The organism is Parageobacillus sp. VR-IP (genome assembly GCF_013357975.1).
GTDB classification, from domain to species: Bacteria; Bacillota; Bacilli; order Bacillales; family Anoxybacillaceae; genus Saccharococcus; species Saccharococcus caldoxylosilyticus.
Map to the genome: position 1 here is coordinate 854662 of NZ_JABVYQ010000001.1, position 23262 is coordinate 877923.

The 23262-nt window shown below is 37.3% G+C and carries 18 protein-coding genes and 3 pseudogenes; 16 read left to right on the forward strand and 5 right to left on the reverse strand.

The window, feature by feature from the left end; all coding sequences use genetic code 11:
* Window positions 1–433: 433 nt before the first annotated feature.
* The 4 genes from HT574_RS04420 (at window position 434) to HT574_RS04435 (ending at window position 3591) form a co-directional block, all read left to right on the forward strand.
* Window positions 434–736, forward strand: a complete 303-nt coding sequence (locus tag HT574_RS04420; RefSeq protein WP_175243594.1) for a hypothetical protein — start codon at window positions 434–436, stop codon at window positions 734–736.
* 199 nt (window positions 737–935) lie between these two features.
* Window positions 936–1169, forward strand: coding sequence for an ABC transporter permease subunit (locus HT574_RS19650; protein WP_217499369.1), 234 nt, complete (start codon window positions 936–938; stop codon window positions 1167–1169).
* Between the two features lie 486 nt (window positions 1170–1655).
* Complete coding sequence (locus HT574_RS04430) at window positions 1656–2630, forward strand: S8 family peptidase (RefSeq protein WP_175243596.1); 975 nt, start codon at window positions 1656–1658, stop codon at window positions 2628–2630.
* Between the two features lie 514 nt (window positions 2631–3144).
* Complete coding sequence (locus HT574_RS04435; RefSeq protein WP_254698557.1) at window positions 3145–3591, forward strand: hypothetical protein; 447 nt, start codon at window positions 3145–3147, stop codon at window positions 3589–3591.
* A gap of 286 nt (window positions 3592–3877) precedes the next feature.
* Here HT574_RS04435 and HT574_RS04440 read toward each other — a convergent pair whose 3' ends face one another.
* Window positions 3878–4660: a putative hydro-lyase gene (locus HT574_RS04440; RefSeq protein WP_175243597.1), complete on the reverse strand. Its 783-nt coding sequence runs from the start codon at window positions 4658–4660 to the stop codon at window positions 3878–3880.
* A gap of 573 nt (window positions 4661–5233) precedes the next feature.
* Here HT574_RS04440 and HT574_RS04445 point away from each other — a divergent pair.
* The 3 genes and pseudogenes from HT574_RS04445 to HT574_RS04455 form a co-directional block, all read left to right on the forward strand.
* Entirely contained in the window at window positions 5234–5896 is a 663-nt protein-coding gene (locus HT574_RS04445) for a GntR family transcriptional regulator (protein WP_175243598.1), read from the forward strand.
* Window positions 5897–6144: 248 nt separating this feature from the next.
* On the forward strand, window positions 6145–6915 hold the full coding sequence (locus HT574_RS04450) for a carbon-nitrogen family hydrolase (protein ID WP_175243599.1): 771 nt from the start codon (window positions 6145–6147) through the stop codon (window positions 6913–6915).
* Window positions 6916–7073: 158 nt separating this feature from the next.
* Window positions 7074–7214: pseudogene (locus HT574_RS04455) on the forward strand (MFS transporter); the annotation flags it as partial.
* 480 nt (window positions 7215–7694) lie between these two features.
* On the opposite strand, the gene HT574_RS04460 reads toward HT574_RS04455, so the two are convergent.
* A complete protein-coding gene (locus HT574_RS04460) occupies window positions 7695–8549 on the reverse strand; it encodes a LysR family transcriptional regulator (protein ID WP_175243600.1) in 855 nt (284 codons plus the stop codon).
* 122 nt (window positions 8550–8671) lie between these two features.
* Here HT574_RS04460 and HT574_RS04465 point away from each other — a divergent pair, with 122 nt between their 5' ends.
* From HT574_RS04465 to HT574_RS04490, 6 genes are all read left to right on the forward strand, one after another.
* The gene (locus tag HT574_RS04465; RefSeq protein WP_175243601.1) at window positions 8672–10099 is read left to right on the forward strand and encodes an NAD-dependent succinate-semialdehyde dehydrogenase; all 1428 of its coding nucleotides are present in this window, start codon (window positions 8672–8674) and stop codon (window positions 10097–10099) included.
* Between the two features lie 43 nt (window positions 10100–10142).
* Window positions 10143–10652 carry an FUSC family protein gene (locus HT574_RS04470; RefSeq protein ID WP_175243602.1) on the forward strand — a complete coding sequence of 170 codons (510 nt, stop codon included), beginning with the start codon at window positions 10143–10145 and terminating at the stop codon, window positions 10650–10652.
* Window positions 10653–12496: 1844 nt separating this feature from the next.
* Window positions 12497–13261 carry a DeoR/GlpR family DNA-binding transcription regulator gene (locus HT574_RS04475; protein ID WP_017437671.1) on the forward strand — a complete coding sequence of 255 codons (765 nt, stop codon included), beginning with the start codon at window positions 12497–12499 and terminating at the stop codon, window positions 13259–13261.
* 252 nt (window positions 13262–13513) lie between these two features.
* Window positions 13514–14836 (forward strand): four-carbon acid sugar kinase family protein, encoded by a 1323-nt coding sequence (locus HT574_RS04480; RefSeq protein WP_175243603.1) that lies wholly within the window; start codon window positions 13514–13516, stop codon window positions 14834–14836.
* Window positions 14820–15839, forward strand: a complete 1020-nt coding sequence (gene pdxA, locus HT574_RS04485) for a 4-hydroxythreonine-4-phosphate dehydrogenase PdxA (RefSeq protein WP_017437669.1) — start codon at window positions 14820–14822, stop codon at window positions 15837–15839. Before HT574_RS04480 ends, pdxA begins: the two co-directional genes overlap by 17 nt.
* A 143-nt stretch (window positions 15840–15982) precedes the next feature.
* Entirely contained in the window at window positions 15983–17257 is a 1275-nt protein-coding gene (locus HT574_RS04490) for an MFS transporter (RefSeq protein ID WP_175243604.1), read from the forward strand.
* Between the two features lie 48 nt (window positions 17258–17305).
* On the opposite strand, the pseudogene HT574_RS20325 reads toward HT574_RS04490, so the two are convergent.
* Window positions 17306–17430, reverse strand: a pseudogene (locus HT574_RS20325) (ISNCY family transposase); the annotation flags it as partial.
* Between the two features lie 656 nt (window positions 17431–18086).
* Here HT574_RS20325 and HT574_RS04495 point away from each other — a divergent pair.
* Window positions 18087–18872, forward strand: a complete 786-nt coding sequence (locus tag HT574_RS04495; RefSeq protein WP_175243605.1) for an enoyl-CoA hydratase-related protein — start codon at window positions 18087–18089, stop codon at window positions 18870–18872.
* A 277-nt stretch (window positions 18873–19149) separates the two neighbouring features.
* Here HT574_RS04495 and HT574_RS20425 read toward each other — a convergent pair.
* Together HT574_RS20425 and HT574_RS04510 are read right to left on the reverse strand one after the other, a co-directional pair.
* Window positions 19150–19582: pseudogene (locus HT574_RS20425) on the reverse strand (DDE-type integrase/transposase/recombinase); the annotation flags it as partial.
* A gap of 21 nt (window positions 19583–19603) precedes the next feature.
* A complete protein-coding gene (locus tag HT574_RS04510; protein ID WP_175243607.1) occupies window positions 19604–21007 on the reverse strand; it encodes an amino acid permease in 1404 nt (467 codons plus the stop codon).
* 157 nt (window positions 21008–21164) lie between these two features.
* On the opposite strand from HT574_RS04510, the gene HT574_RS04515 reads away from it, so the two are divergent.
* Window positions 21165–21341: a hypothetical protein gene (locus tag HT574_RS04515; RefSeq protein WP_175243608.1), complete on the forward strand. Its 177-nt coding sequence runs from the start codon at window positions 21165–21167 to the stop codon at window positions 21339–21341.
* 795 nt (window positions 21342–22136) lie between these two features.
* Window positions 22137–23111, forward strand: a complete 975-nt coding sequence (locus HT574_RS04520) for a carbon-nitrogen hydrolase family protein (RefSeq protein ID WP_175243609.1) — start codon at window positions 22137–22139, stop codon at window positions 23109–23111.
* The last annotated feature ends 151 nt before the right edge of the window (window positions 23112–23262 follow it).

A 23262-nucleotide genomic window follows, 5' to 3' on the forward strand; every position in this document is an offset into this window, starting at 1 on the left:
CCGGTACTTGATAATTAAAACCTTATATGAATACGTTGATGATAATACGAGTGCCGGTTTTTTGCTTCTTTTTGAGGGAGACAATCATACTTATTCCATGAAGTGCATAAATCTTGTAGGAGTAAATATTTTGATAGTAATAGATATTCTTTTCGGATTATTCAATATGATTAGTTGAGTGGATCGATTACTATTACCCTAAATAACCATTATAAATGATCAATTATCATATATTGATAAACAAGGAGGAGCTATGGGATAGATCCGTGCTGCACGAGGAAATACTCTTCGTTGTAAAGGCTGGCGGCAAGAGGGATAGCTCCATTTGCGGATAACGAGAGTGCTAGGTTAGCAAATAAGTATATACCGTTTCAAGGATTATCGGAACGCCGAATGGGTTGGACACGGTGATCGGACGTGGAGAAGAAAAAATATGGGATTAATCATGGATGATGTAAAAGCGGCAGTCATAGTTGTGGATGATGCCTATGAACAACGCCCTAATTACACCTTGTCTGTGAAAAGGGGTAAACTCGTGCGGGTAGAAGACATTCAGATAGGAATGGAGATTGCCGTTTTATCGATTAGCAAAGAAATATATCCCTCTGAGCTCCAACATTCGCGACGCTATCTTATACCCGGAAATAGAGCAATCATTTGGGATTTCCATGACTTAAAAACCCGGATTGCTACCTACAAACGGCGCAATGGAGATAATGGTAACGGATGGAACTGATCAATCAGGTATTCCAGTATGTAGTGGAAAATCGAGATCGTTTTTTGGATGCAGTGATGGTTTATATCAAATTAAGCGCGTTTGCTTTGCTTTTCAGTATGCTGCTTTGTGTTCCCTTAGGAATATTATGTGTAAAAAATTCAAAAGTCCAAACATCCGTGAGATGAACATTGTCAATTCTTTGCGAGTGATCCCAAGTTTGGCGATTCTCGTAATCGCTATTCCATTTTTAGGAACAGGAGTTACTCCAGCGTTGGTGGCGCTAACCGTATTGGCGTGTCCTCCTGTTTTAATTAACACGTTTCTTGGGTTTCGATGCATCAATCCTGCTGTGCTGGAGGCCGCTTCGGGCATGGGAATGAAAAAATGGCAAGTTTTAACTAAAATTGAATTTCTTTTAGCATTGCCAATCATCAGTTTAATGTTAGTCTAGATGATAGACATAACGAATGGGGAGATGTAGAGGGAGGAGGCTTTCAGGGAATTAGCCGCTGTGCCGGCGATGATTGATTTTTAACCTTGCGACATTGTCAAGATTAATAATCAGCAATATTTATTTATTGGAAAAAATAGGTCATATGACATAGATAAAGTTTTAAACGCAAAACTTGTTTACTTGGGAGAATACCTGATCGACATGATCCAATCAAAGAAAAGATAACTGATAGACTGAAAAATTTGATGACATTTTCGTTTGGATTACGGAGGAAGAATTTCCATTCCATGGTTTATATATTTTCCTAAAATATGTAAATTTATATAACTTTTGGTTTATAAATCAAATCGCCAAAAAACCATACTAAAGAATCTATTTGGTGAGACATGTTTATGATAAAATTTACAGAAAGTTCAGATTGTTAGTTTGGTTTTTGGTGGAGTTGTACCTGTTTTAGCCATTTCATTTTTAGGAGGGATTAGTATGGAAAATACTGTTCGTTTGATTCCGTTTAAGATTGAAGAAAAGCTTGATAATGTAAAGGAAATCCCTGAAGGCGTCAATATGGTACAAGCACCTGAGATTTGGAAAGAAGGTATAAAAGGCAAAGACGTTGTGATTGCTGTCATTGATACTGGATGTGATAAAAATCATCCTGATTTAAAAGATAGAATTATTGGCGGTAGAAACTTCACCACAGATGATAACGGTGATGATGATAATTATTCAGATTATAACGGTCACGGAACACATGTGGCTGGAACGATCGCCGCAACAGAAAATGGACAAGGTGTAGTTGGTGTTGCCCCTGAAGCAAAACTATTAATTTTAAAAGTGTTGGTAAATGATCCAAACAATCCGGAGTTAGCAACTGGTAAATATGAATGGATTGTGAATGCAATTAACTACGCTGTAGATCAAAAAGTAGATATTATCTCCATGTCATTAGGTGGTCCTTCCGATGTGCCGGAATTACACCAAGCTGTGAAAAGAGCTGTTGAAAACAATATTTTAGTAGTATGTGCTGCAGGGAATGAAGGAGACGGAGATGAAAGAACGGAAGAGCTTTCCTATCCAGCAGCCTACAATGAAGTTATTTCAGTTGGAGCCGTCAGCCTCGATGGCCAAATATCTCGATTTACCAATTCCAATAAGGAAATTGATGTTGTAGCACCAGGGGAAAAAATTCTTTCCACCATTCCGGGCGGAAAATTCGCCGTTTTTAGTGGTACATCGATGGCAACTCCTCATGTTTCGGGAGCTTTGGCTTTAATCAAGCAATTATCTGAAAAAGAATTTGGACGAAAGCTTACAGAACCTGAACTCTATGCTCAATTAATCAAACGTACAATGCCTCTAGGCTTTTCAAAAGCATTGGAAGGAAACGGTCTCGTTTACTTAACGGCACCGAATCTTTTAGGCAAACATGGTAAAAAACCACAAGTCTCAAGCATATAAAATATTTGAATGAACTATGATATCCACATAAAGAAGAGTGTTGCTGTAAGTAAGATGAAAGTAATGACAACAACTTTTTCATCTGTTAAACCTCCTTCCTTTGTTTGAAAAGGAAGGAATTTTTTTGTGAAGGCGGGTAGAAGGGTGCGGAACGAAGTGGAGCATACGAAGTATCAAGCGATTCGTTGACAGTTTACGGGAAGCCCAATAACTTAGCAAGTCTTAAAAACTGCGCTCTTTAGGCTTAGTTAGTCGATTTTCCCCAAGCCGAAGAGCACAATCCCTTTATGCGCCTAACAAACAAAAAGTTATAATGGGGGGATGCGAAGAAGGAGCAGAGGTAAAAGAATAAAACACATTTTTTCATGTAACGGCCTAAAAATGGGCCAAGCCAAACTTCTACCCAATGTAACTGACCTGAAAAAAGGGGAGAAAAATGCTCCTAAAGTCCGTTTCCATTTTTATGAAAACGAGTATATTTAAGGGTAAAAAATAACTTGGAGAAAGGGGTTATATGATGAAAAAGGTATTCCTCTTTTCCTTTATCGTTTTGTTCTCCTTCTTAATGAATTTCCATTCTGATGTTTATGCTGTAACCCTTAAAGACAAAAGTACCATTATTTTTGATGGTGCTCCTGATGGTAAAGTCTATACAACTAGAAAAGTATGGGTTCCTAAAGGTGGGTATCTAGGGGTATATGGCCATAATAACAATTCTGATCTAGGACATACGTGGTTATATTTTAGAGTTTATAGAGATGACGGAACAGACGTTACTAATCAATTTTGGCGAAAAGACCCTGTTTGGGGTTATTTTCTCAATGAAGAAGAAATAGTAAATAAACGAGTTGGTCCAATTAAAGAAGGACATAGTTATTATATCTGGGCACAATGTGAATTTAGATGGGCTCCAATTGGAACGGGTTGCGACGGGACTTTCACTATTAGTAGTTGGTATTAAGGAATTTGGTGCAAATTATCATACTAATTTGCATCTGTTGTTAGATTGTTAGTGAAAAAGAAAACGGCACATTGGTAGCATCAGTTGACGATAATAAAACTATGGTAAACTATTCATTATAATTGTATTATACGCAATTTAAACTCATCCCCCTTGAAACATCAAGGGGGATGAGTTCGTTCTATCTTTGAGGAGTTTGGATGTTACAACAATGCCGCAAAACATTTTTCTGTGTCTTTTTTACACGTAATGATGTCAAGGCAGATCAATTTTATGTTACTGATTGTTATAGGATTGCAAAGAACTCATCTTTTAAATCTGATACAAACATATGTCCTGGTGCATGAGTGATCATAAATTTGCAATTACTCTCGATTGCTACGGCTTGTGGCGTCACTCCACAAGCCCAAAATACAGGTACTTCTCCTTCTTTAATAGTAACAGGATCTCCAAAATCTGGTTTATCTAAATTGTATATGCCGATATCTTCTGGTCTTCCTATATGAACTGGCGCACCATGTACAGCCGGAAACCGAGATGTGATTTGAACAGATTTAATTGCATCTTTTGGAGTCATTGGTCTCATACTTACTACCATATTTCCATGAAAGCGTCCTGCAGGAACACAAGGAATGTTTGTTTTATACATAGGTACATTTCTTTGTTCTTCAATATGTCGTATACTTATTCCATGCTTTATTAGAGCATTTTCAAATGTAAAACTACAACCAATAAGAAATGCTACAAAATCGTCTCGCCATATATCAACTATATCTGTTACTTCCTTTATAAATCTCCCGTTTTGATAAATTCTGTACTTTGGTAAATCGGTACGGATATCTGCATGAGAAGCAATGGTTTTTAGTATAGGGTCTCCTACATCTGTAACCTCTAGTAGCGGGCAGGGTTTTGGATTACGTTGGCAAAATAACAAAAAATCAAAAGCGTCTTCTTTTGGAAGTATAACAAGATTTGCTTGTGTATATCCCGGAACTATTCCGGAAGTTGGTTTATCCCACTTTTTTTGTTTTACCATTTCACGAAATTCTCTTGGAGTAAGTTCTTTCATTTCGCCCCACCTTTATCCTATTATTGATTAATTAATCCATGTATCCGTGATTTAAGTTATATAATGATGTCTAAGTAAATTGTTAACATTAGCAATAACGAATAAAATCGTAGCCGGCTACATCATACATCGTTCCCATACTACTTTCCGGAAAATTCAAAAATATTTTACCGCTCCATGATGTTCAAGTCATCTCATATGCTTGTTAATAAATGATATAACTATCCATCGGGCAGATTCTGTTGACCGGAGGAAAAAGACCGTTTTAGCTATTTTTCCAAAAACTGTTTGTATAAAGTATAATAACTAATCGTCGTTGTGATTCCCATTCTTCTGTAAAATACCTTCCAACCAGGAATAAGAAAAGTGGCTTCCTCGGAAGTTGACCAGGGGCTGATCGGAATTTGAAGAAATTCAACAATCTGACTTTTGAGTAGAAAGGGATATAAAATATTTCGAAAATTATAAATCATCAATTGATTAATGCATCTTGTATTATGTATAATGTATACATAGTACACCATTTAATATAACTCTATATTCTCTTTTATAACGGTAAAGGATGATGAAGTAATGGGGCGTATTAAATTAGAGCCAATTAAAGAAAAAACTACACAAGAAATGGTTTATAGACAAATTATGGAAGCTATATTAAATGGTGATATTGGCAATGAAGAAATTTTTACAGAAGTTCAATTGGCAGAATTATTAAATACATCAAGAACCCCTGTAAGAGGGGCTGTACAAAATTTAGTCAAAGAAGGGCTGCTTGTACCTATCCCGCGAAAGGGATTGACTATAAGAAAAATAACACCTGATGAACAAGAGGAAATCTTTATATTAAGAAGTGCAATTGAAGTGGAAGTAATCAAAAAACTGATCGAAATCAACCCTTCTCCAACCAAACTTCAGTTACTTAAAAACATTGTTCAGGAACAAAAAAAAGCCATGGAAAACGATGATAATATTAAATTCATTGATTTAGACCAAGAATTTCATCTTTCATTAGCAAGATTGGCTAACTATAAACTAATGGAACAAGTTTTAAATAATCTTCATAATCTTACTCAATTGATGGGCTTAAAGGCAGTCAGTCGAAAAGGAAGAATGAAGGATGTATTAATGGAACACAATCAAATTATTAAAGCAATAGAGAATAGAGATTCAGGACTAGCATCAAAATTTATTTTGGATCATCTACGTAAAACTAAAGAAACATTAAAATTATGTAGGTAGTAATTGAAAAGGGGATTCCTTTCAGATTATGGATTAAATCATACTGCTCAAAATTTTAGTTAATGGGAAAACATAAAAAATTAGATGCACAGATTTATGTGTTTATTGGAGGAATCCATCTTCATGTGAGTGTTTTTAAGCAAAAAGGAAAGCCTTAACTATGTTTTTATGTACAAAGTAAAAACGATTGTAACTGATGAAAAACATTACCGAATATGAAACTATTACTCGAATTGGGGGATTTTTAAATGAAAGTAGCATCTATTCAAGTTGAAATTAAAGATGGAGAAACGAAAGAAGAGAGAATTATCCGAGTAGGTCAGAAATTAGATGAGCTTGAGGGTTATGATCTGATTATTCTTCCTGAAATTTGGGCAACAGGTTATTTTTCATTTGACAATTATATTAAAGAAGCTGAAACAATCAATGGCTCTTTCGTGCAGTTTTTTTCCGAAAAAGCAAGAAAACTAGGTGCATATGTGCATGCTGGGAGTTTTGTTGAGAAGGAAGGGAGCAAATATTATAACACAAGTGTTTTATTTAACAGAGAAGGGAAGCTTATTGGTAAAAGTAGGAAAATTCACTTATTTCGCTATGGTTCGGCAGAAGGAGAAATATTAACACCCGGGGAAAAACCAATTGTGGTTCAAACAGAATTCGGAAAAGTTGGACTTTCAACTTGTTATGATTTGCGTTTTCCTGAATTATATCGTTCACAAGTAGACCAAGGAGCGAAAATTTTTCTTGTCACATCTGCTTGGCCGCATCAGAGATTAGAGCATTGGAAAATATTTAATGTAGTTCGAGCGCTTGAAAATCAATGTTTCTTGATTTCTAGCAATTGTGTAGGAACAACAAGGAATGTCCTCATGGGTGGTCATAGTCAAGTTGTTGATCCTTGGGGTACAGTGATTGCTTCTGCAGGTGAATTTGAAGCTATAGTTAAAACTGAAATCAATCTTGATCAGATTGATTATATACGCGAGATGTTCCCACAACTAAAACATCGAGTATTATAACATCATTTCACATAAAAATAAGATTTTTGCAACTCATGAAATCTTCTTACATAAATGGAGGTGACAAGTATGGAATTAGAAAAATGGATAAGTCAATCAAAGAGCTAAGATTTTAATAACGATTTTTTCAATACGTAAATGTGATTGGGGGAACATTGATGGTTAAAGTTACTGATAGGACAGTCCAAATTGATCACAAGAAACAACAAAAAATTGCTGGTATTTCTAGTGTATTAGGATCAACTATAGAATGGTATGATTTTTTCCTTTACGGAACAATGGCCGCAATTATATTTCCACTTAAATAATCGTGCCTTTTATATTTTCTATAATGAGAGTGATTTGCTTTTTTGAATTTTTTAGTAAGTATGGGTTTTAAACTCTTTTCATTCTGTGCTTTTTAAAAATTAGAGTCTCCTTTCAGTTAGAAAAGGAGACTCTTAGACTGTTGGCAAAATAAAATTTTGTTCCAATGGGAAAATGGCGCTTGCAATGCTGGAATATACACTATTTTCGAGTAATCTAGATTGTGGGCACAATGATACCAAGAAACACAGGAGGGGTTGTCATCATCAGCGATGCAGAGATCTATGTGCATCACATACACGTCCCTCCACTACAACGAAATGAAACCAGTATGGGGCAGCGAGAAGCGTATCCCCACTGTCCTATATTACACAGGTTTAAGAAATAAAGTTAGAAAGCGTGTCGAAAAATATTTTTTAACACCTCTGAAACGGTTACAATCGTTGATATATCAACATTTATAAAGGGAGGTATTAATTAAAAAATAAGGTAAATAACAATTTTCCGATATCTGGATTTCGTGCAATAAGTGAGATCTGTCTCTTTACGTTGAAATCTACAATTGGAAGAACCTTAATAATTGATCGATCTATATTATGGGTAAAAATTTCTGGAAGAATAGATATGCCTAAATTTGCTGAGATAAACCCTATAATACTTTGACCAAAGTCAATTTCAGAAGCAATATTTAGTTGAGAATGATGAAGTCTATATGCTTCTTCTATTAACATGCGAACATCGCATGAAGAAGGGAGAACGACAAGGGGTTCATTTTTGAAATCCTTAAAATAAATTATATCTTCATGCTTAGCCAGTGGATGGAGATGATTGACAAACAAATAAAAAGGTTCTTTAAAAAGTGGTTTAGACCAATATGAATGTTGAATTTCTCGATCATCTAATAGTGCAGCATCGATGTCTCCGGAATGTAGGTTATTTAAAATATCATAAAAGCCATAAGAAATTTTAACACTCACTTCCCGGTTATGCTCCTTAGCAGTAGCTAATTTATATGGGAGATAAAAGCTGGCAATACTTGGCCACGTTCCAATTTTAATTTCTGATGTTTCTTGTGTAGATAGGATCTTTCTCTGTATAGAGCGAATTTTATGTAAAACAGGTTCAATTTCTTTAAATAATATATCCCCAGCTTCTGTTAATTCTACTCCTTTTGCAGAACGTGTAAATAAAGTGGCTCCCAGATCTTCTTCTAATTTTCTAATTTGTTTGCTTAATGCTGGCTGTGTCATATGAAGTTGCTCACTAGCTTTTGTTAAGCTTTTTGTTTTCGCTGTTACCAAGAAAGCCTCTAGCCATTCTGTTCTCATTTTTATCCCCCATAACTTTTTGTTATACCCCTAGTATATAAAGGAAGTACTCCTAATGCAAAAATCATGATAGTCTGTGAATGAGTTCAAAACAACAGCAGTTTATTAAGGAGGACAATCCTATGTTTCCAAACAGAATGTATGTGAATGGACAGTGGATGGATGCAAAAGAAACCATTGATGTCATCAATCCAGCTACAAAGGAGATCATCGGAGCCGTTCCAAACGGCGGTAAGAAAGAAGCGAAAATGGCAGTAGATGCAGCATACACTGCTTTCAAGGAGTGGTCTAAAAAGACTGCCGAAGAGCGTAGTAAACTTCTATTAAAATGGTATTACTTAATTGAAGAACATACGGATGAGCTAGCGGAAATCATAACCACTGAACAAGGAAAACCTCTTTCCGAAGCAAAAGCAGAAATTTCCTATGCCAATAGCTATATCTCTTGGTTTGCTGAAGAAGCAAAACGAATTTATGGAGAAACTATTCCAGCATCTTCTCCTAATAAACGTATTATAGTAAAAAAACAGCCTGTAGGTGTTATTGCAGCCATCACTCCATGGAATTTTCCGGCAGCTATGATTACACGAAAAATTGCGCCAGCCCTTGCCGCTGGTTGTACAACAGTTTTGAAACCATCTGAAGAGACACCTTTCACTGCTTTGAAACTGGTAGAACTTGCTGAGCAAGCTGGGATTCCAAAGGGAGTCATTAATATTGTAACAGGCGATCCTGAACCGATTGTAGATGTATGGCAAAAGGATGAACGTGTACGCAAGCTCACTTTTACCGGCTCTACACGTGTGGGGAAAATTTTAATGCGTGGGGCTGCTGACACTGTGAAAAAATTATCCCTCGAATTAGGGGGGCATGCTCCGTTTATTGTAACAGCCAATGCAGATATAGAGAAAGCTGTAGAGGGCGTTATAGCTTCTAAATTTAGAAACGCCGGCCAAACATGTATATGCACAAACCGCATTTTTGTAGAAGAAGTGATTGCTGAAGAATTTTCTAAAAAACTAGCAGAAAAAGCGGCAACATTGAAAGTGGGTAATGGGTTCGAAGAGGGCGTAGATATAGGCCCACTCATTAACGAGGCAGCAGTTCGTAAAGTACAGGCACAAATTGAAGACGCTAAACAAAAAGGAGCTAAAATCCTTGTAGGAGGCAACTCCATAAAAGAAGAAGAAGGCTTTTTTATGGAACCAACTGTTATTATTAATGCTACTGACGATATGGACTGTATGAATGAGGAAACATTTGGGCCACTTGCTCCCATCACAACATTTAAAACAGTGGAAGAAGCTATTGAACGTGCTAATAACAGTCCTTATGGATTGGCTGCTTACGTATTTACAGAGAATATTAAAGAGGCTGTTTATATAACAGAGGCATTAGAATATGGAATTATAGGTTTAAATGATGGTTCCCCTTCGGCTGCACAAGCGCCATTCGGTGGATTTAAAGAAAGTGGGTTGGGGCGTGAAGGCAGCCATTATGGAATGGAAGACTATCTAGAGATTAAGTATATTTCACTCGGATTGAAATAATTGACCTAATAATAACAAAAGAGATAATAACGGGGAAATACCTATGAACACCAAAGTATTGATAAAACATCTTAGTAGAGGATTAAATCGTGTAGGAATCACCTTACAAACTTTTAAAATATCACTAGCAGCAGGAATTTCGTGGTGGCTAGCGAATTTCATTACTCCCCATTTGTATCCTTTTATTGCTCCGTTAACAGCCGTTTTAATTACTAATACAACTTTTGAAAAAGCTGTAACCAAAGCGATTAATCGTTTTTTAGGGGTTGTAGGTGGAGTGGCATGCAGTCTGTTTATTTCTCAGTGGATCATGCCGTCAGGAATAGCAGTCTTTCTGAGTATTTTTGTAGGGATGGCAATTGCGAACGCTCTTAAACTTCATCCAGACAGTATCTCACAAATAGGCGTAACTGTCGTAATGGTTTTGGCTTTTTTACATTCGGGAGGTTATGAATGGGCACGCATAATGGAGACAGTCATAGGATCAGTCGTTGCCATTTTCGTTACTATTTTTCCACCTAACAGAAGAGCTGGTAATTATGATACCCCTTGATCTTGGCTTGGTGCAAATGTTCCACTAACAGGGAACGTTAGTGGAACAATACATACAAAAAAGACCGATTTATTTGGTTTTACCCCTGTCAAGCAGGCAGTTATAAAAAAGACTATGCAACCATTGTGTTTCGGTATTCCACTGAAGCACAATGGTTGAGCTTTTCTGAAATCGTTCGTGATGATAAAACTATATGTGGTTGTTGATGACTTGGATAGAGTTCTTGTTCTGTTTTACACGGAGAAAAATACAACTATTTATTAAAAACAAAAGATAATTCTTATGTTTGCTGTTAAACCATTTTTTCTAATGAACAATGTAATAAAACCGAAACAAGCGTTCGTTCCTTATAGAAAAATTTTCTAAAATGTGATATAATAAAAACGCAATAGTACGGAAAACTCAAGGGTGGTCGGCATTCTACCCCTATAGAAAGGGGGTGGTGCCGTTGACAGTATTCGAATCATTGATGTTTGCGATAACTTTCGCAGGTCTGATCGTTTCGATACTGTCATATCATCAAAAGAAGTAATCCACCCTTGAGTTGACGACGACTGGGTGGATTATTTTCTGCCTACTGTCCGATCCCCTTGAAGGGAACCGTCTATTGCACGACCGAGGGTGTTGCCGCACCTTCGGTCTTATTTATTTTATATGTACTTTCTATATATATTATACATCATCAATATTAGTGTGTGCAAAATGCAAATTAATATAAACTAATATTTTATGCTGCTTTTCTTGTAACTATTCATTAAATAATTAAAAAAATAAAAATGAACTTTGTGTATAAACACTCCTTTGTCTCTTTTTCGCTTCACCTGTTTGGACTAGATAACTTGAAACTTCTGAATGATTTTGTTTGGACATTGCATCAGTAAAGGATTTTGGTGAACACCAACTGGTACACGGGCGAAAGCGGGTGTCTGTCATTTATAGACAAATGGTTATCGGAGCTGATTTTTCATGTGTATGAAACTGGATTTCAAGTTCAAGAGAAACGGCGGTGGTTTTATGTTACCAGTATCAGTCACCCATTGCCATCGCTTAGAACGAGGTCAGGAAGCTATCTAAAAACAATGGTCTACACGGTGCATGGAAACCGTCATTTCGGTATTCCTATGCCCGCCATATGCTGTGTAATGTCTATTATCTTCGGGAACTCAAGGCATGCGGAACATCTGTGAACATGGTTGGGCAAATACATGAAGGGTCTGCTTACCGACATAAAATACGAAATGGAACAAGCGGGAAGTCGTTTGGACGAAGAATGAGCCCATCAACAGGAAACGTTGTATGAACGTATGCTTTCTCATGGCACTGCTTATTAAACCTTTCTTCTAAAAAATGCAAAACGAACACAAACTACGATAAGCTGCGAAATGATTGAAATGGCTTCAGTCCTACCAATTCTGTGTACTCCGATTTCTTCGCAATCCGATGTCCCATTTGACAATAATGAATCCAAACGGGATTACGTCTGGCAAAGACGAAGCAACACATATATCTCGGGTACTTTTCATAGAGGAGAGGATGTCCATCCATGTGTTTTGTCTGATTCACAACGTAATCTCCATGATTAAAAAGCAGAAAAATGTATTATCCTTCTAACAACTTATGAAGGGAAATCGTATTTGCTTATTTTCCCCTTTTACATAAACAGGGGTTCTAGAAAAGAAAACATCTTTTTTGTGTTATCTTCCATCAAATTCACTACCAATGGCTTGAATAGTATGACTATTTCGATTTATATAAATTTTATATTGACAAATCTGAACAAAATTAACATAATTATATACAAAGGATGTTAAAAATGAACAAAAAATTATAAAGGAAAGGTTATGATGTTACCAAGTGAACGTCGTCGTTGGATTGAATTAGAAATTATTAATCAAGGGAAAGTTGACATTGAGAAGTTATCAAAACAGTTAAATGTTTCCACTATGACAATTCGAAGGGATTTAGCCAAGTTGGAGGAGGAGGGGAAGATTGTAAGAACCCATGGAGGTGCCATTTATCCAAAAGCTTTAATTCAGGAAACTCCATATTTAGCAAAGAAGGGAAAAAATATTCGGCAAAAGAAAGCAATTGCTCGTAAAGCCCTTGAATTCATTCCGGAGCGTGCAAATATCATTTTAGATTCAGGGACTACAACGATGGAAGTTGCGAAGCTTTTAAAAGGCAGGGAAGACTTGACTATTATTACAAACGATATCAAGATTGCAGCTGAATTGACTGAAAGTAAGCTGAAGGTAATAGTGACGGGAGGAGAGCTTCAAAATAGGGTTGGTACCTTATATGGGTGGCCTACTCAAGAGCTTTTAAAAAACATTCATGCTGATGTTTTTTTTCTAGGTGCCCATGCTATTGATATTGAGTCAGGAGTGACAGCTCCAACCTTTGAAAAATCTCTGATTAAAAAGCTAATGATTCAAGCTGCTGAAACTACGTGGCTACTTGCAGATTCTAGTAAATTCAATCAAAAAGCTTTTTCGTTTGTTTGTGATCTTTCGAGATTAGAGGGGATTATTACGGATTCTGGTTTAAGTGAAGAAGATAAAAACAATTATGAAGAATATGTAGCGATTTACCGTGTGGAGGAGGATTAGTTTCAAAAAAATTTATAAAAACAAATTAATTTGACGAAATATTAAGGAGTCTAAAAGATGAATCAAAACGATGATGGACGTTGAAAAAAGAGAACATAGAAGATGTTATAGAGAATGAAAATGAATTTATATGGGAGAAAACGCTTTTGTAAAGAAGGAGACCGTAATTTGACGTAAATAATAGGTGTTAACAATGACTTCAGTGTATGCGGAGAGAGATATATGAATCGGGGGAGAAGGGAGATCAGGAAAGTGAGGGTAGGTGTTATTGCAGATGATTTGACAGGAGCTAATGCAACTGGCGTGAGATTAGCAAAACAGGGGTTCAAAACAGCTACAGTTGTTCAACATGCTCCTTTTCCAAATTTTGATAAGTATGATGCCATTTGCATTGATACAGATAGCAGATATTCGCCAAAGGAGATCGCAGAAAATCGTGTTCGCAGGGCTGTGCAGATTCTCAAACAATGGAACGTTCAAGTATTTTGTAAGAGAATTGACAGTACAATTCGTGGAAATATTGGCTTAGAGATTGATACTGTTTTGAATGAACTGGGTGAACATTCGATTGCCATAGTTGTTCCCTCTTTTCCAGACTCAGGAAGAATCACAACAGGTGGATATTTGCTTGTTGACGGCGTCCCCGTTCAAGAAACGGATGTGGCAAAAGACCCAGTGATGCCAGTTGATAAATCATTTGTTCCAGATGTAATAAAAAAGCAAAGTAACTATCCCGTCTCTTTGATAGGTTTAGATATTGTTCTTTCTGGAGTAGAGACGATTACAAATAAACTAAAGGAAAAAATAGAACAAGGATATCGAATTGTGGTTATTGATGCGGTAAATGACGAGCATATTGAATCCATTGCTTTAGCTATGACAAAGATTCGGGATAAAAACATGATTCCAGTTGATTCAGGACCTTTAACAGCTTATTATGCACGTCTATATTTACATCAAGAGGTTAATTCGAAAAAGCTATTAGCTGTTATCGGAAGTGTGACATCTTTAACCGGACGTCAGCTTCACTATCTCTTATCTAAAACAAATGCCAATCCAGTATATGTAGACCCGAAAAAGTTAGCTAGCTTTACGGATAGCTGGCGAGAAGAGGTAGATCGTGCAGTATCTGCCGGATTAGAACTGTTAGAAAAAGAAAATATTTTAATTGTTACTACTTACCATCCAGGAAATAAATTAATTAACTTGAAAGCGTTATCGGAAATGGAACAAGTATCTGAGGATGCTTTAGCAAAACGAATTACAGATGGGCTTGCTGTAATAAGCCGAAAAATTATCGAAAACTCTAAATATCCAATTGCTGGATGCTTTTTAAGCGGCGGAGATGTAACAGCCTCTCTATGCGCTGTAGGCAGAGCAAATGGTATTGAGCTTGAAGATGAAGTGCTGCCATTAACATCATTTGGATACTTTTCCGGAGGATATTTAGATGGTCTGCCAGTTGTAACAAAAGGTGGAATGATTGGGGATCAGCGATCTATTTATAAAAGTTTAAGATTTTTACAAATGAAAATTACTGATAAAGGGAGTGTAAGAAATGTCAGTGCAAACTAAACACATTATTGCAATTCCAATGGGAGATGCCGCAGGGATTGGTCCGGAAATTACGGTAAAAGCTCTAAATAATCCAGAAATATACGAAGTTTGTTTTCCGCTTGTAATCGGTCATTCTAAATTGTTGGAAAATGCTATGGAGTTTTCCGGTGTTTCTCTAAAAATCAATGAAATTAATGAACCTTCTGATGGAAAATACGAATATGGAACGATAGATGTTATTTCATTAGATAATTTAGATGTAGAGTCTCTTGAAATCGGAAAAGTCCAGGCCCAATGTGGAAAGGCAGCTTACGAATACATTGAAACTGCTGTGCAATTGGCCCTTGATGGAAAAGTGTCAGCCATAGCTACAGCGCCGATAAACAAAGAGTCCTTGAAAGCGGCAAATGTACCGTTTATTGGGCATACAGAAATACTAGCGGCATTGACAAACTCTGACGATCCACTGACAATGTTTGAAGTTAAAAATATGCGGATCTTCTTTTTAACTAGACATCTTTCACTAAAAGATGCCATTGCTGCGATGACAAAAGAACGTATTTATGATTACCTTATTCGCTGTGATAAAGCGTTGCAACGCCTGGGAGTTGAAAATCCAAAAATTGCGGTGGCGGCGTTAAATCCACATGGTGGAGAAAATGGTTTATTTGGAAGAGAAGAAATAGACGAGATTATTCCAGGAATTCAAATGGCCGTTGAAAAGGGGATCAATGCTGTTGGACCAGTTCCTGCTGATTCTGTTTTCCATCAAGCATTGCTTGGAAAATATGATGCTGTGCTTTCACTTTATCATGACCAAGGGCATATTGCAGCTAAAATGACTGATTTTGAACGAACAATTTCAATTACAAATGGGCTGCCATTCCTTCGCACATCCGTTGATCACGGTACGGCATTTGACATAGCTGGTAAAGGAATTGCGGTATCAATCAGCATGGAAGAATGCATAAAAGTTGCAGCTAGGTATGCTGGAAAGTTCCGTGCTCCGCAAAAGGCATAAACCTATGGAGAAATAATCGGAGATATACTCTTTTCCGATTATTTCTCATTACGAATATTGAAAGCGGTTACTTCTATGGTCAAAAATCTAGTTATATACAAGAAATTCATAATATTCCCCCATTAATATAGGAGGCACTTTTTATGAGATCATCAAAATGGTTAAGAATTATTCCGGTTGCATTTATTATGTATATGCTTGCTTATATGGACCGTATCAACATTGGTGTTTTAATGCCTTATATACAAAAAGACTTGAATATTTCGGCTTCCGCAGCAGGTGATATAGCTGGCATATTTTTTGTTGGATATTTAATTCTTCAAGTCCCAGGCGGTATCCTTGCTACTAAGTGGTCTGCCAAAAAGTTTATTTTTATCTTAATGATTCTTTGGGGATTAGCCGCAATGGCTTCTGGACTTGTTCAAACCGAGGGACAACTTAAACTCGTACGATTCCTGTTAGGAGTGGCGGAAGGTGGTGTTTGGCCGGCAGTTCTTGTTCTTCTTGCTAACTGGTTTACTATCCAAGAAAGGGCTCGGGCGAATGCATTTTGGATGGCATGTTTGCCAGTTTCAGCCATGCTTATGGCGCCACTGACAGGCATTTTATTAAAGTATTTTAACTGGAAAATGGTATTGATTTTCGAAGGTATACCACCAATTATTTGGGCATTTGTGTGGTATATGATCATTAAAGATAGACCATCAGAAGCAATTTGGATGGATGAGAACGAAAAAAAGCAACTATTAAGTAAGTTGGCGGCTGAGCAAGACAAAGCTGTCAAATCTGAAGGATACACTGCAGCATTTAAAAATAAAACCGTATGGGGACTTGTGATCATGTATTTTTTATGGATGACCGGATTTTACGGTTATACATTATGGGTGCCAAGCGTTGTTGGGGAATTCACGGCAGATTCAGCCACCATGGGATGGTTAACAGCTATTCCTTTTACGAGTGCTTTAATTGGAATGATTATCAATTCTTATTGGTCTGACCGACGCATGAACCGTGTACAGCATGTGGTGGTGCCACTACTGATTGCCGCTTGTACAATGGTAGCAGGACAGTTTGTTGAATCGCCTATATGGAAAATGATTCTCCTGTCTATTACTGCTATTGGCGTTTATGCACCATACGGTCCACTATGGGCAATACCAACCGAAATTATTCCGGCTGGAATCGCTGGTGCTGCTCTCGGTTTACAAAATGCTATCGGAAACCTTGGTGGGTATAATGGGCCGAAATTCTTCGGTGTATTGAAAGATGCTACCGGAAGTTTTCACGCTGGGGTTTATTTCTTAGCATTATCGCTTGCCCTTGCAGCAATCGTTACCTTAATTTTGGGAAGATCTATGACTAAAAAAGAGGCATCCATTGGAGCAAGCAACAATGATAGTGTTGTAAAATTAGATTAAAGATTCGAAATTATGGATAAGTATGCAACATAATACATGATGTAAATATCAATGAAATCCATATTGTCACGGCTGTTCCAACCCATCAGTCTTTAATTATTAAATACCCGTTCAATCTCACGACGAAATCCAAACAACCATTGGTTAAATCTTGTTTTCAAAAAGACAGGAATCCGTTCCAATTTGAAAATTATGATCGTGCCCACCCCTTGGTTTTAGTTTTGGATTCATGTATATGATTTCCAAGGTGTGGGTTTTTACGTGTATTTATGCGTTTGGCAACACGTTTAGTCAACAGTTTGAACATAATAGAATAGTAACAGAAAAACTGTTACCAAGAGCAAAGTCTTTAAAATGTCGATCTCGTGTCTACATAGTGTTCACATGGTGTTGACCCCATTTCCTCATATATTCTTCCTTTAGATAAATACTGAATCCCTTTACAAATAGATAAGTTTGTCGCATTCAAATTTTTACTGCCCGCAAATCGCTGTGCAAGCGTCGAGCTTTTTACCGTTAAACGTAAACGATCATCAGCATCAGACATATCTAGTAACTCGATAGCTTAATCAGAGGGGGCCAAGAAAAGTTAATCGTTGTTATTGTTACGAACCTCCTCTATTTTCTATGTAGTTAATAGAAAGTTATCTCCCTCGATTAGTGTAAGAACCGTTTTATCATCGGCTTTAAAAGTAACAATAAGACTCCGCTTTTTTCGGAATAATCATCCTAAAATAATAAATATTATTTATATTTTGATTATTGATTGACAAATGAAAAATAATTATGTTATTTATAAGCATAACAACAAGTAACAGGAGGGGAAAACATGGAATTTTTGTCTGTTCGGAAAAATGAGGATATTGCCTATGTAACATTACAAAATCCAAGAGAGTTTAACGCTTTATCATTAAAATTGCTCCAAGAATTAGACTCTTTTCTTCAACAGGTTGCTGAAAAAAGAGAAGTAAAGGTCGTTGTGATTGAAGGATCTACAAAAGCATTTTGTTCTGGCCATAGTTTACGTGAAATAGAAAATATGAGTGCACACGAAGTACTAAAACTCTTCCAGACTTGCCAACTCCTGATGAGAAGAATTAGAGAAATACCACAAATTGTTATTTCAAAGGTTGAAGGGGCAGCTGTTGCAGCTGGATGTCAATTGGTAGCTATAAGCGATATGGCTGTCGCAAGTGAAAATGCCAGATTTGGCACACCGGGTATTAACAGCGGTTTATTTTGTAGTACACCAGCAGTATTTTTAAGCCGGAATATAGGTAGAAAAAAAGCAGCCGAAATGTTGTTTACAGGAAATTTAATTTCTGCCAGAGAAGCTTTGGAACTTGGTTTGGTAAATAAGGTAGTCCCTCCAAACATGTTAGATGAGGAAACAGAAAAGTTGGCCAAAGACGTTACTAAACAAAGTTTAAATATTATTGAGATAGGTAAAAGAATGTTCTATCAACAACTTAATATGGAAGATTTCCAGGCTTTAAATTATGCAACAGAAGTCATTGCTTTAAACAGCAAACATCCTGATGCTGTAGAAGGAATTCGGGCATTCTTTGAAAAAAGAACCCCTGTATGGAATGACAAATTAACAACAAGAATTTAATTTTTAAAAAACGTTTAACGTAGTATGAATACGGCCTTTCTATTGAAATCTACCATAAGAAATGCAGATGTGGCTGATGGGGGAAAATTGGTCTAGAAATGACAAAAGCTTTTCTTGGAAAAATGTAACTTTCATTGAGAAAAGCAATATGTTGCCAAACAGACTAATTGCGAATAAGGCAATAGTAAAAACAGTCTAAGACAAAACTTAGGCTGTTTTTATTTGGTTCCGGTGCAAAGCAATTACAAAAAATATAGGACATGAATTTCCTGCTAACTTACGGATTATGATGCGATGTGAAACAGTTTTTTACTTTAGGCTGACTTTGTCCCTTGATAAACTGGTCTTTTTTCATCGTGTGCATCGCTTTAGCACCACTTAATATGCAAGTAGATGTTTGAAATCACTTGAATCCCAGTATGGAGCGTACTCGTTTATTAATTGCAACGGCGATCCTGTTCAACGATGTTGTTTAGATGACGAATCTGTCTTATTTGAATAGCTTCGGACATCTTTTGATTGTTTTTTAGTTGTTGAATAGCTACTCGATACGTTAAATGTTTATCAACGATAAGAAACAAAAACAGACCGCAAAGCTTTCTTTAAGAGCGCTTTGCAGTCTTTTGCTCTGTTGTTTTGCTTAAATAAAAATCAATGGTACTCCCTTCGGAACCAACTGCACGATACAAATATATCCATTGGCCTTTTATAACTTAGGATGATACTGTTTTTTAGTTTGCTTTTTTCATCATATGCGCTTGCTCTTGGTATGAATCTTTTTTGCGCTTCGTTCTATAGATAAAATAAATACTTAAGCCTATCATCATCCAAATGCAGAAATACAACCATGTTTCAAGTGCAAGGCGAGTCATTAAGAAGACACAACACGCAATCGTCAAAATTGGAAGATATGGAACAAGCGGTGCCTTAAATCCTCTTTGCAGATTTGGATGGGTTTTGCGCAGCACAATAACGGATAAGGCAACCATCATAAATGTTAACAAAGCACCAATATTGACTAAGTTGGACAATACTCTCAAATCAATAAATCCAGCAATTGCTGCTCCAGTAAATCCTGCAATCCATGTCGAAAAAACAGGTGCTTGAGAGTGTGAGTGAACCACTGAGAACGGTTTTGGCAGTAAACGATCGCGGCTCATAGAGAACAGAACGCGCACGGTTGCGTAAAGATAAACAAATATAACTGTTGTAATGCCGACGATTGCTCCAACTGATATGACACCTGCAGCAAAATTTTGTCCGACCGCATGAAGCGCAAATGCCATCGCGTCGGAAACATTTAATAAATGATATGGAACCATTCCTGTTAGGACTAAGCAAACAATAACGTATAAAAGCGTGCACACAATTAAAGAAACAATAATGCCGATTGGCAAATCACGCTGCGGTTTTTTCACTTCTTCTGCCGCAGTTGCAACTGCATCAAACCCTAAAAATGCAAAGAACACCGTAGCAGTTCCTGCGAGAACTCCTTTCCACCCAAACGGCATGAATGGGTCCCAATTTTCCGGCCGAACATAGAATATTCCGACAATAATAAACAACAAAATGATGGATAATTTGATGGCTACCATCGCATTATTCACTTTCTTACTTTCTTGCACACCTTTTGACAGCACCCATGTCATCAGTAAAATAATGCAGACAGCCGGCAAGTTCACTATTCCGCCTTGCTGAGGTACTGCACTTAGCATTTTCGGGATATGCAAATGAAATCCTTCTAACAATGAGTGAAAATATGCAGACCATCCATTTGCCACTAGTGCAACGGACAAAACATAAATTAAAAGTTGCGTCCATCCTATTAAATGTGCAACTACTTCCCCAATTGTCACATACGCGTACGTATAGACACCTCCGGAAACCGGAAGAGTCGATGCTATTTCTGCATAACAAAGCGCTATAAATCCACACACCAATGCTGCCAGCATGAACGAAAAGATAATCGAAGGACCCGCATCATTTGCTGCTGCGACACCTGTCAACACAAGAATGCCGATCCCAACAATCGCTCCGATACCAAGCAATATTAAATCATAGGCACCCAATGTTTTCTGCAATGTTTTCTTTTGACTTAACAAGTAGGTAATTGACTTTTTTTGAAGTAAATTCATGACGTCTCCTCTCTCTTATGCAATTAGTTCAAAATGCCAAGCAATTCGGTATTATAACATATTTCTACTTTTTGTGGCGTGTTTTTCAATTTTAACTTTAATTTTAATTTTCTGTGATTAATATAAAAAGAGTTTAATCACGTGAGGTGGGAGGAGATTGTTACGCTGTCCGGCTGTGCAAAAGGCTTATACATTTGGTCCATCGCCATGGGCATTTGGCGGATTCATGATGGCCGGGCTCGCTCTCTCCTTGGTACTAAGCATGTTTGTACCTGATACAATGAAAAAGGTCAACTCGCGATATGATGAAAGCGTGAATATTGTTGAAAGCTGACATGCCGCCTAGCCCGAAAATCGAACGGATCATTTTGTTCGTTATTTTGTATAAGGCATTCTAAAGAGAGGACGGGGTGAGGTTACAGGATAACTAACCCCGAAAGTCCGAGACTTGAGTCATCGGGATGAAGTGGAAAACGGTTTTGAACCAAGCCGACAGCTCGCTAAACGCCAATGAGGTGTTTGCCCATGATACTTAACAGAGGCAGGAGTGAGCGCCTGCACGCTGGTGTAGGAAAAACTCTCTAGCACGTCAGAACCTGCCTAATTTGGTCGCGCAGAAGTTCAGAAAATTAATGGATTGGGGGATTACTATTTTCACTTAAAAAATGCCGTGATCCCTTTTTTTAACAAGGGGAATGGCGCTTTTGCTTTCGGGAAGGATTTTTTACCTTGTGGATTAGGAAAGAAGGGGCAATTTGCTTGGGCAGAAAAAATGTACTTGTCTCCATCCGAAACAAGCAAGATACCTTTTCAATCGAGCGCTATTACAAAGGACAGAAGCTTTTTGCTTCTCTGTTTTTTCTTTTATTTACATTATTTAGTGGTATTTTTCTCTAAAAATCAGCTAAAATAAGTATAATAAGATTTATCTAAATTTTTAAAAACAAAAGTTGTTTTTATCAAAAGATAAAGATGAATAGACTAGCGTTCAGGAAAAACGATGAAGAAGGACCATGACTTTATTGGTAATAATTGGAATTAAGGCGCTTGCAAGCATTTTGAACCATACATAAGCAACTAATGATTGAAAGGAAAATTTTATAAAAATAGGAATAAGAGGGGGTTCGAAATGACCAACCAACAATCTAACGTGCGAGTAGCTGTTGTGCAAGCTGCTTCCGTGATTATGGATCGAAAAGCAAGTACGGAAAAAGCGATTTCGCTAACGCAACAAGCTGCAGAAAAAGGCGCAAATATCGTCGTATTTCCGGAAGCTTTTATTCCAGCTTATCCAAGAGGGCTTACTTTTGGAACGAGTGTCGGAAGCCGTTCTCCAGAAGGACGAAGAGACTGGCTTCGTTACTGGGAAAATTCCGTAGCTGTACCAAGTGAAACAACCGAAATGTTGGGAGAAGCAGCCCGTAAGGCTGGAGTTTATCTCGTTATCGGTGTAGTTGAAAGAGACAATGAGTTTAGTAGAGGCACTCTTTACTGCAGTGTTTTATTTTTTGGACCAGACGGCACTTTGCTTGGAAAACATAGAAAGCTAAAACCTACAGCCTCTGAACGAATCATTTGGGGGGAGGGGGACGGAAGCACTTTGCCTGTTTTCGATACTCCATATGGAAGGATAGGGGCGTTGATTTGTTGGGAGAACTATATGCCATTAGCGAGAGTAGCAATGTACGCCAAAGGGGTTCAAATTTATATCGCTCCGACGGCAGATGCTAGAGAACTGTGGCAGTCTACAATTCGCCATATTGCAGCGGAAGGAAGATGTTTCGTACTATCCTGCAATCAGTATGTCACGAAGGATATGTACCCGACTGATTTAGCTTGCTATGAAGAATTGGCGTCATCTCCTCATGAGATGTGCCCTGGAGGAAGCGCCATTGTAGACCCATTAGGAAACTATATTAAGGAACCTGTCTATGGCAAGGAAGACATTCTTATAGCCGATTTGGATTTGCGTGACATCGCCTACAGTCAATTTGATTTTGATGTAGTAGGGCACTATGCAAGACCTGATGTATTCCAGCTTTTAGTGAATGAAGAGAAGAAAGATAGTGTGAAATGGATAAAATCTTCTATTTCGCAACCGTAAATTTTAGGTGAAGTGGTAGTCTATTTGTAAGACATGAACCTCCTTGTAGGATGGCATGGTGACACATCTACTCTAAACAAGCAATCGGGTTCATGTCATCTTATTTTATTCGACTTTAAATTTATGTTATATGATTTTTTCCAGTACAGTG

What these genes read in the sequence shown, in the direction of transcription:
- HT574_RS04420 (WP_175243594.1), top strand. Translation starts at nt 434, where the DNA reads ATGGGATTAATCATGGATGATGTAAAAGCGGCAGTCATAGTTGTGGAT.
- HT574_RS04430 (WP_175243596.1), top strand. Translation starts at nt 1,656, where the DNA reads ATGGAAAATACTGTTCGTTTGATTCCGTTTAAGATTGAAGAAAAGCTT.
- HT574_RS04435 (WP_254698557.1), top strand. Translation starts at nt 3,145, where the DNA reads ATGATGAAAAAGGTATTCCTCTTTTCCTTTATCGTTTTGTTCTCCTTC.
- HT574_RS04440 (WP_175243597.1), bottom strand. Translation starts at nt 4,660, where the DNA reads ATGAAAGAACTTACTCCAAGAGAATTTCGTGAAATGGTAAAACAAAAA.
- HT574_RS04445 (WP_175243598.1), top strand. Translation starts at nt 5,234, where the DNA reads ATGGGGCGTATTAAATTAGAGCCAATTAAAGAAAAAACTACACAAGAA.
- HT574_RS04450 (WP_175243599.1), top strand. Translation starts at nt 6,145, where the DNA reads ATGAAAGTAGCATCTATTCAAGTTGAAATTAAAGATGGAGAAACGAAA.
- HT574_RS04460 (WP_175243600.1), bottom strand. Translation starts at nt 8,549, where the DNA reads ATGAGAACAGAATGGCTAGAGGCTTTCTTGGTAACAGCGAAAACAAAA.
- HT574_RS04465 (WP_175243601.1), top strand. Translation starts at nt 8,672, where the DNA reads ATGTTTCCAAACAGAATGTATGTGAATGGACAGTGGATGGATGCAAAA.
- HT574_RS04470 (WP_175243602.1), top strand. Translation starts at nt 10,143, where the DNA reads ATGAACACCAAAGTATTGATAAAACATCTTAGTAGAGGATTAAATCGT.
- HT574_RS04475 (WP_017437671.1), top strand. Translation starts at nt 12,497, where the DNA reads ATGTTACCAAGTGAACGTCGTCGTTGGATTGAATTAGAAATTATTAAT.
- pdxA (WP_017437669.1), top strand. Translation starts at nt 14,820, where the DNA reads ATGTCAGTGCAAACTAAACACATTATTGCAATTCCAATGGGAGATGCC.
- HT574_RS04490 (WP_175243604.1), top strand. Translation starts at nt 15,983, where the DNA reads ATGAGATCATCAAAATGGTTAAGAATTATTCCGGTTGCATTTATTATG.
- HT574_RS04495 (WP_175243605.1), top strand. Translation starts at nt 18,087, where the DNA reads ATGGAATTTTTGTCTGTTCGGAAAAATGAGGATATTGCCTATGTAACA.
- HT574_RS04510 (WP_175243607.1), bottom strand. Translation starts at nt 21,007, where the DNA reads ATGAATTTACTTCAAAAAAAGTCAATTACCTACTTGTTAAGTCAAAAG.
- HT574_RS04520 (WP_175243609.1), top strand. Translation starts at nt 22,137, where the DNA reads ATGACCAACCAACAATCTAACGTGCGAGTAGCTGTTGTGCAAGCTGCT.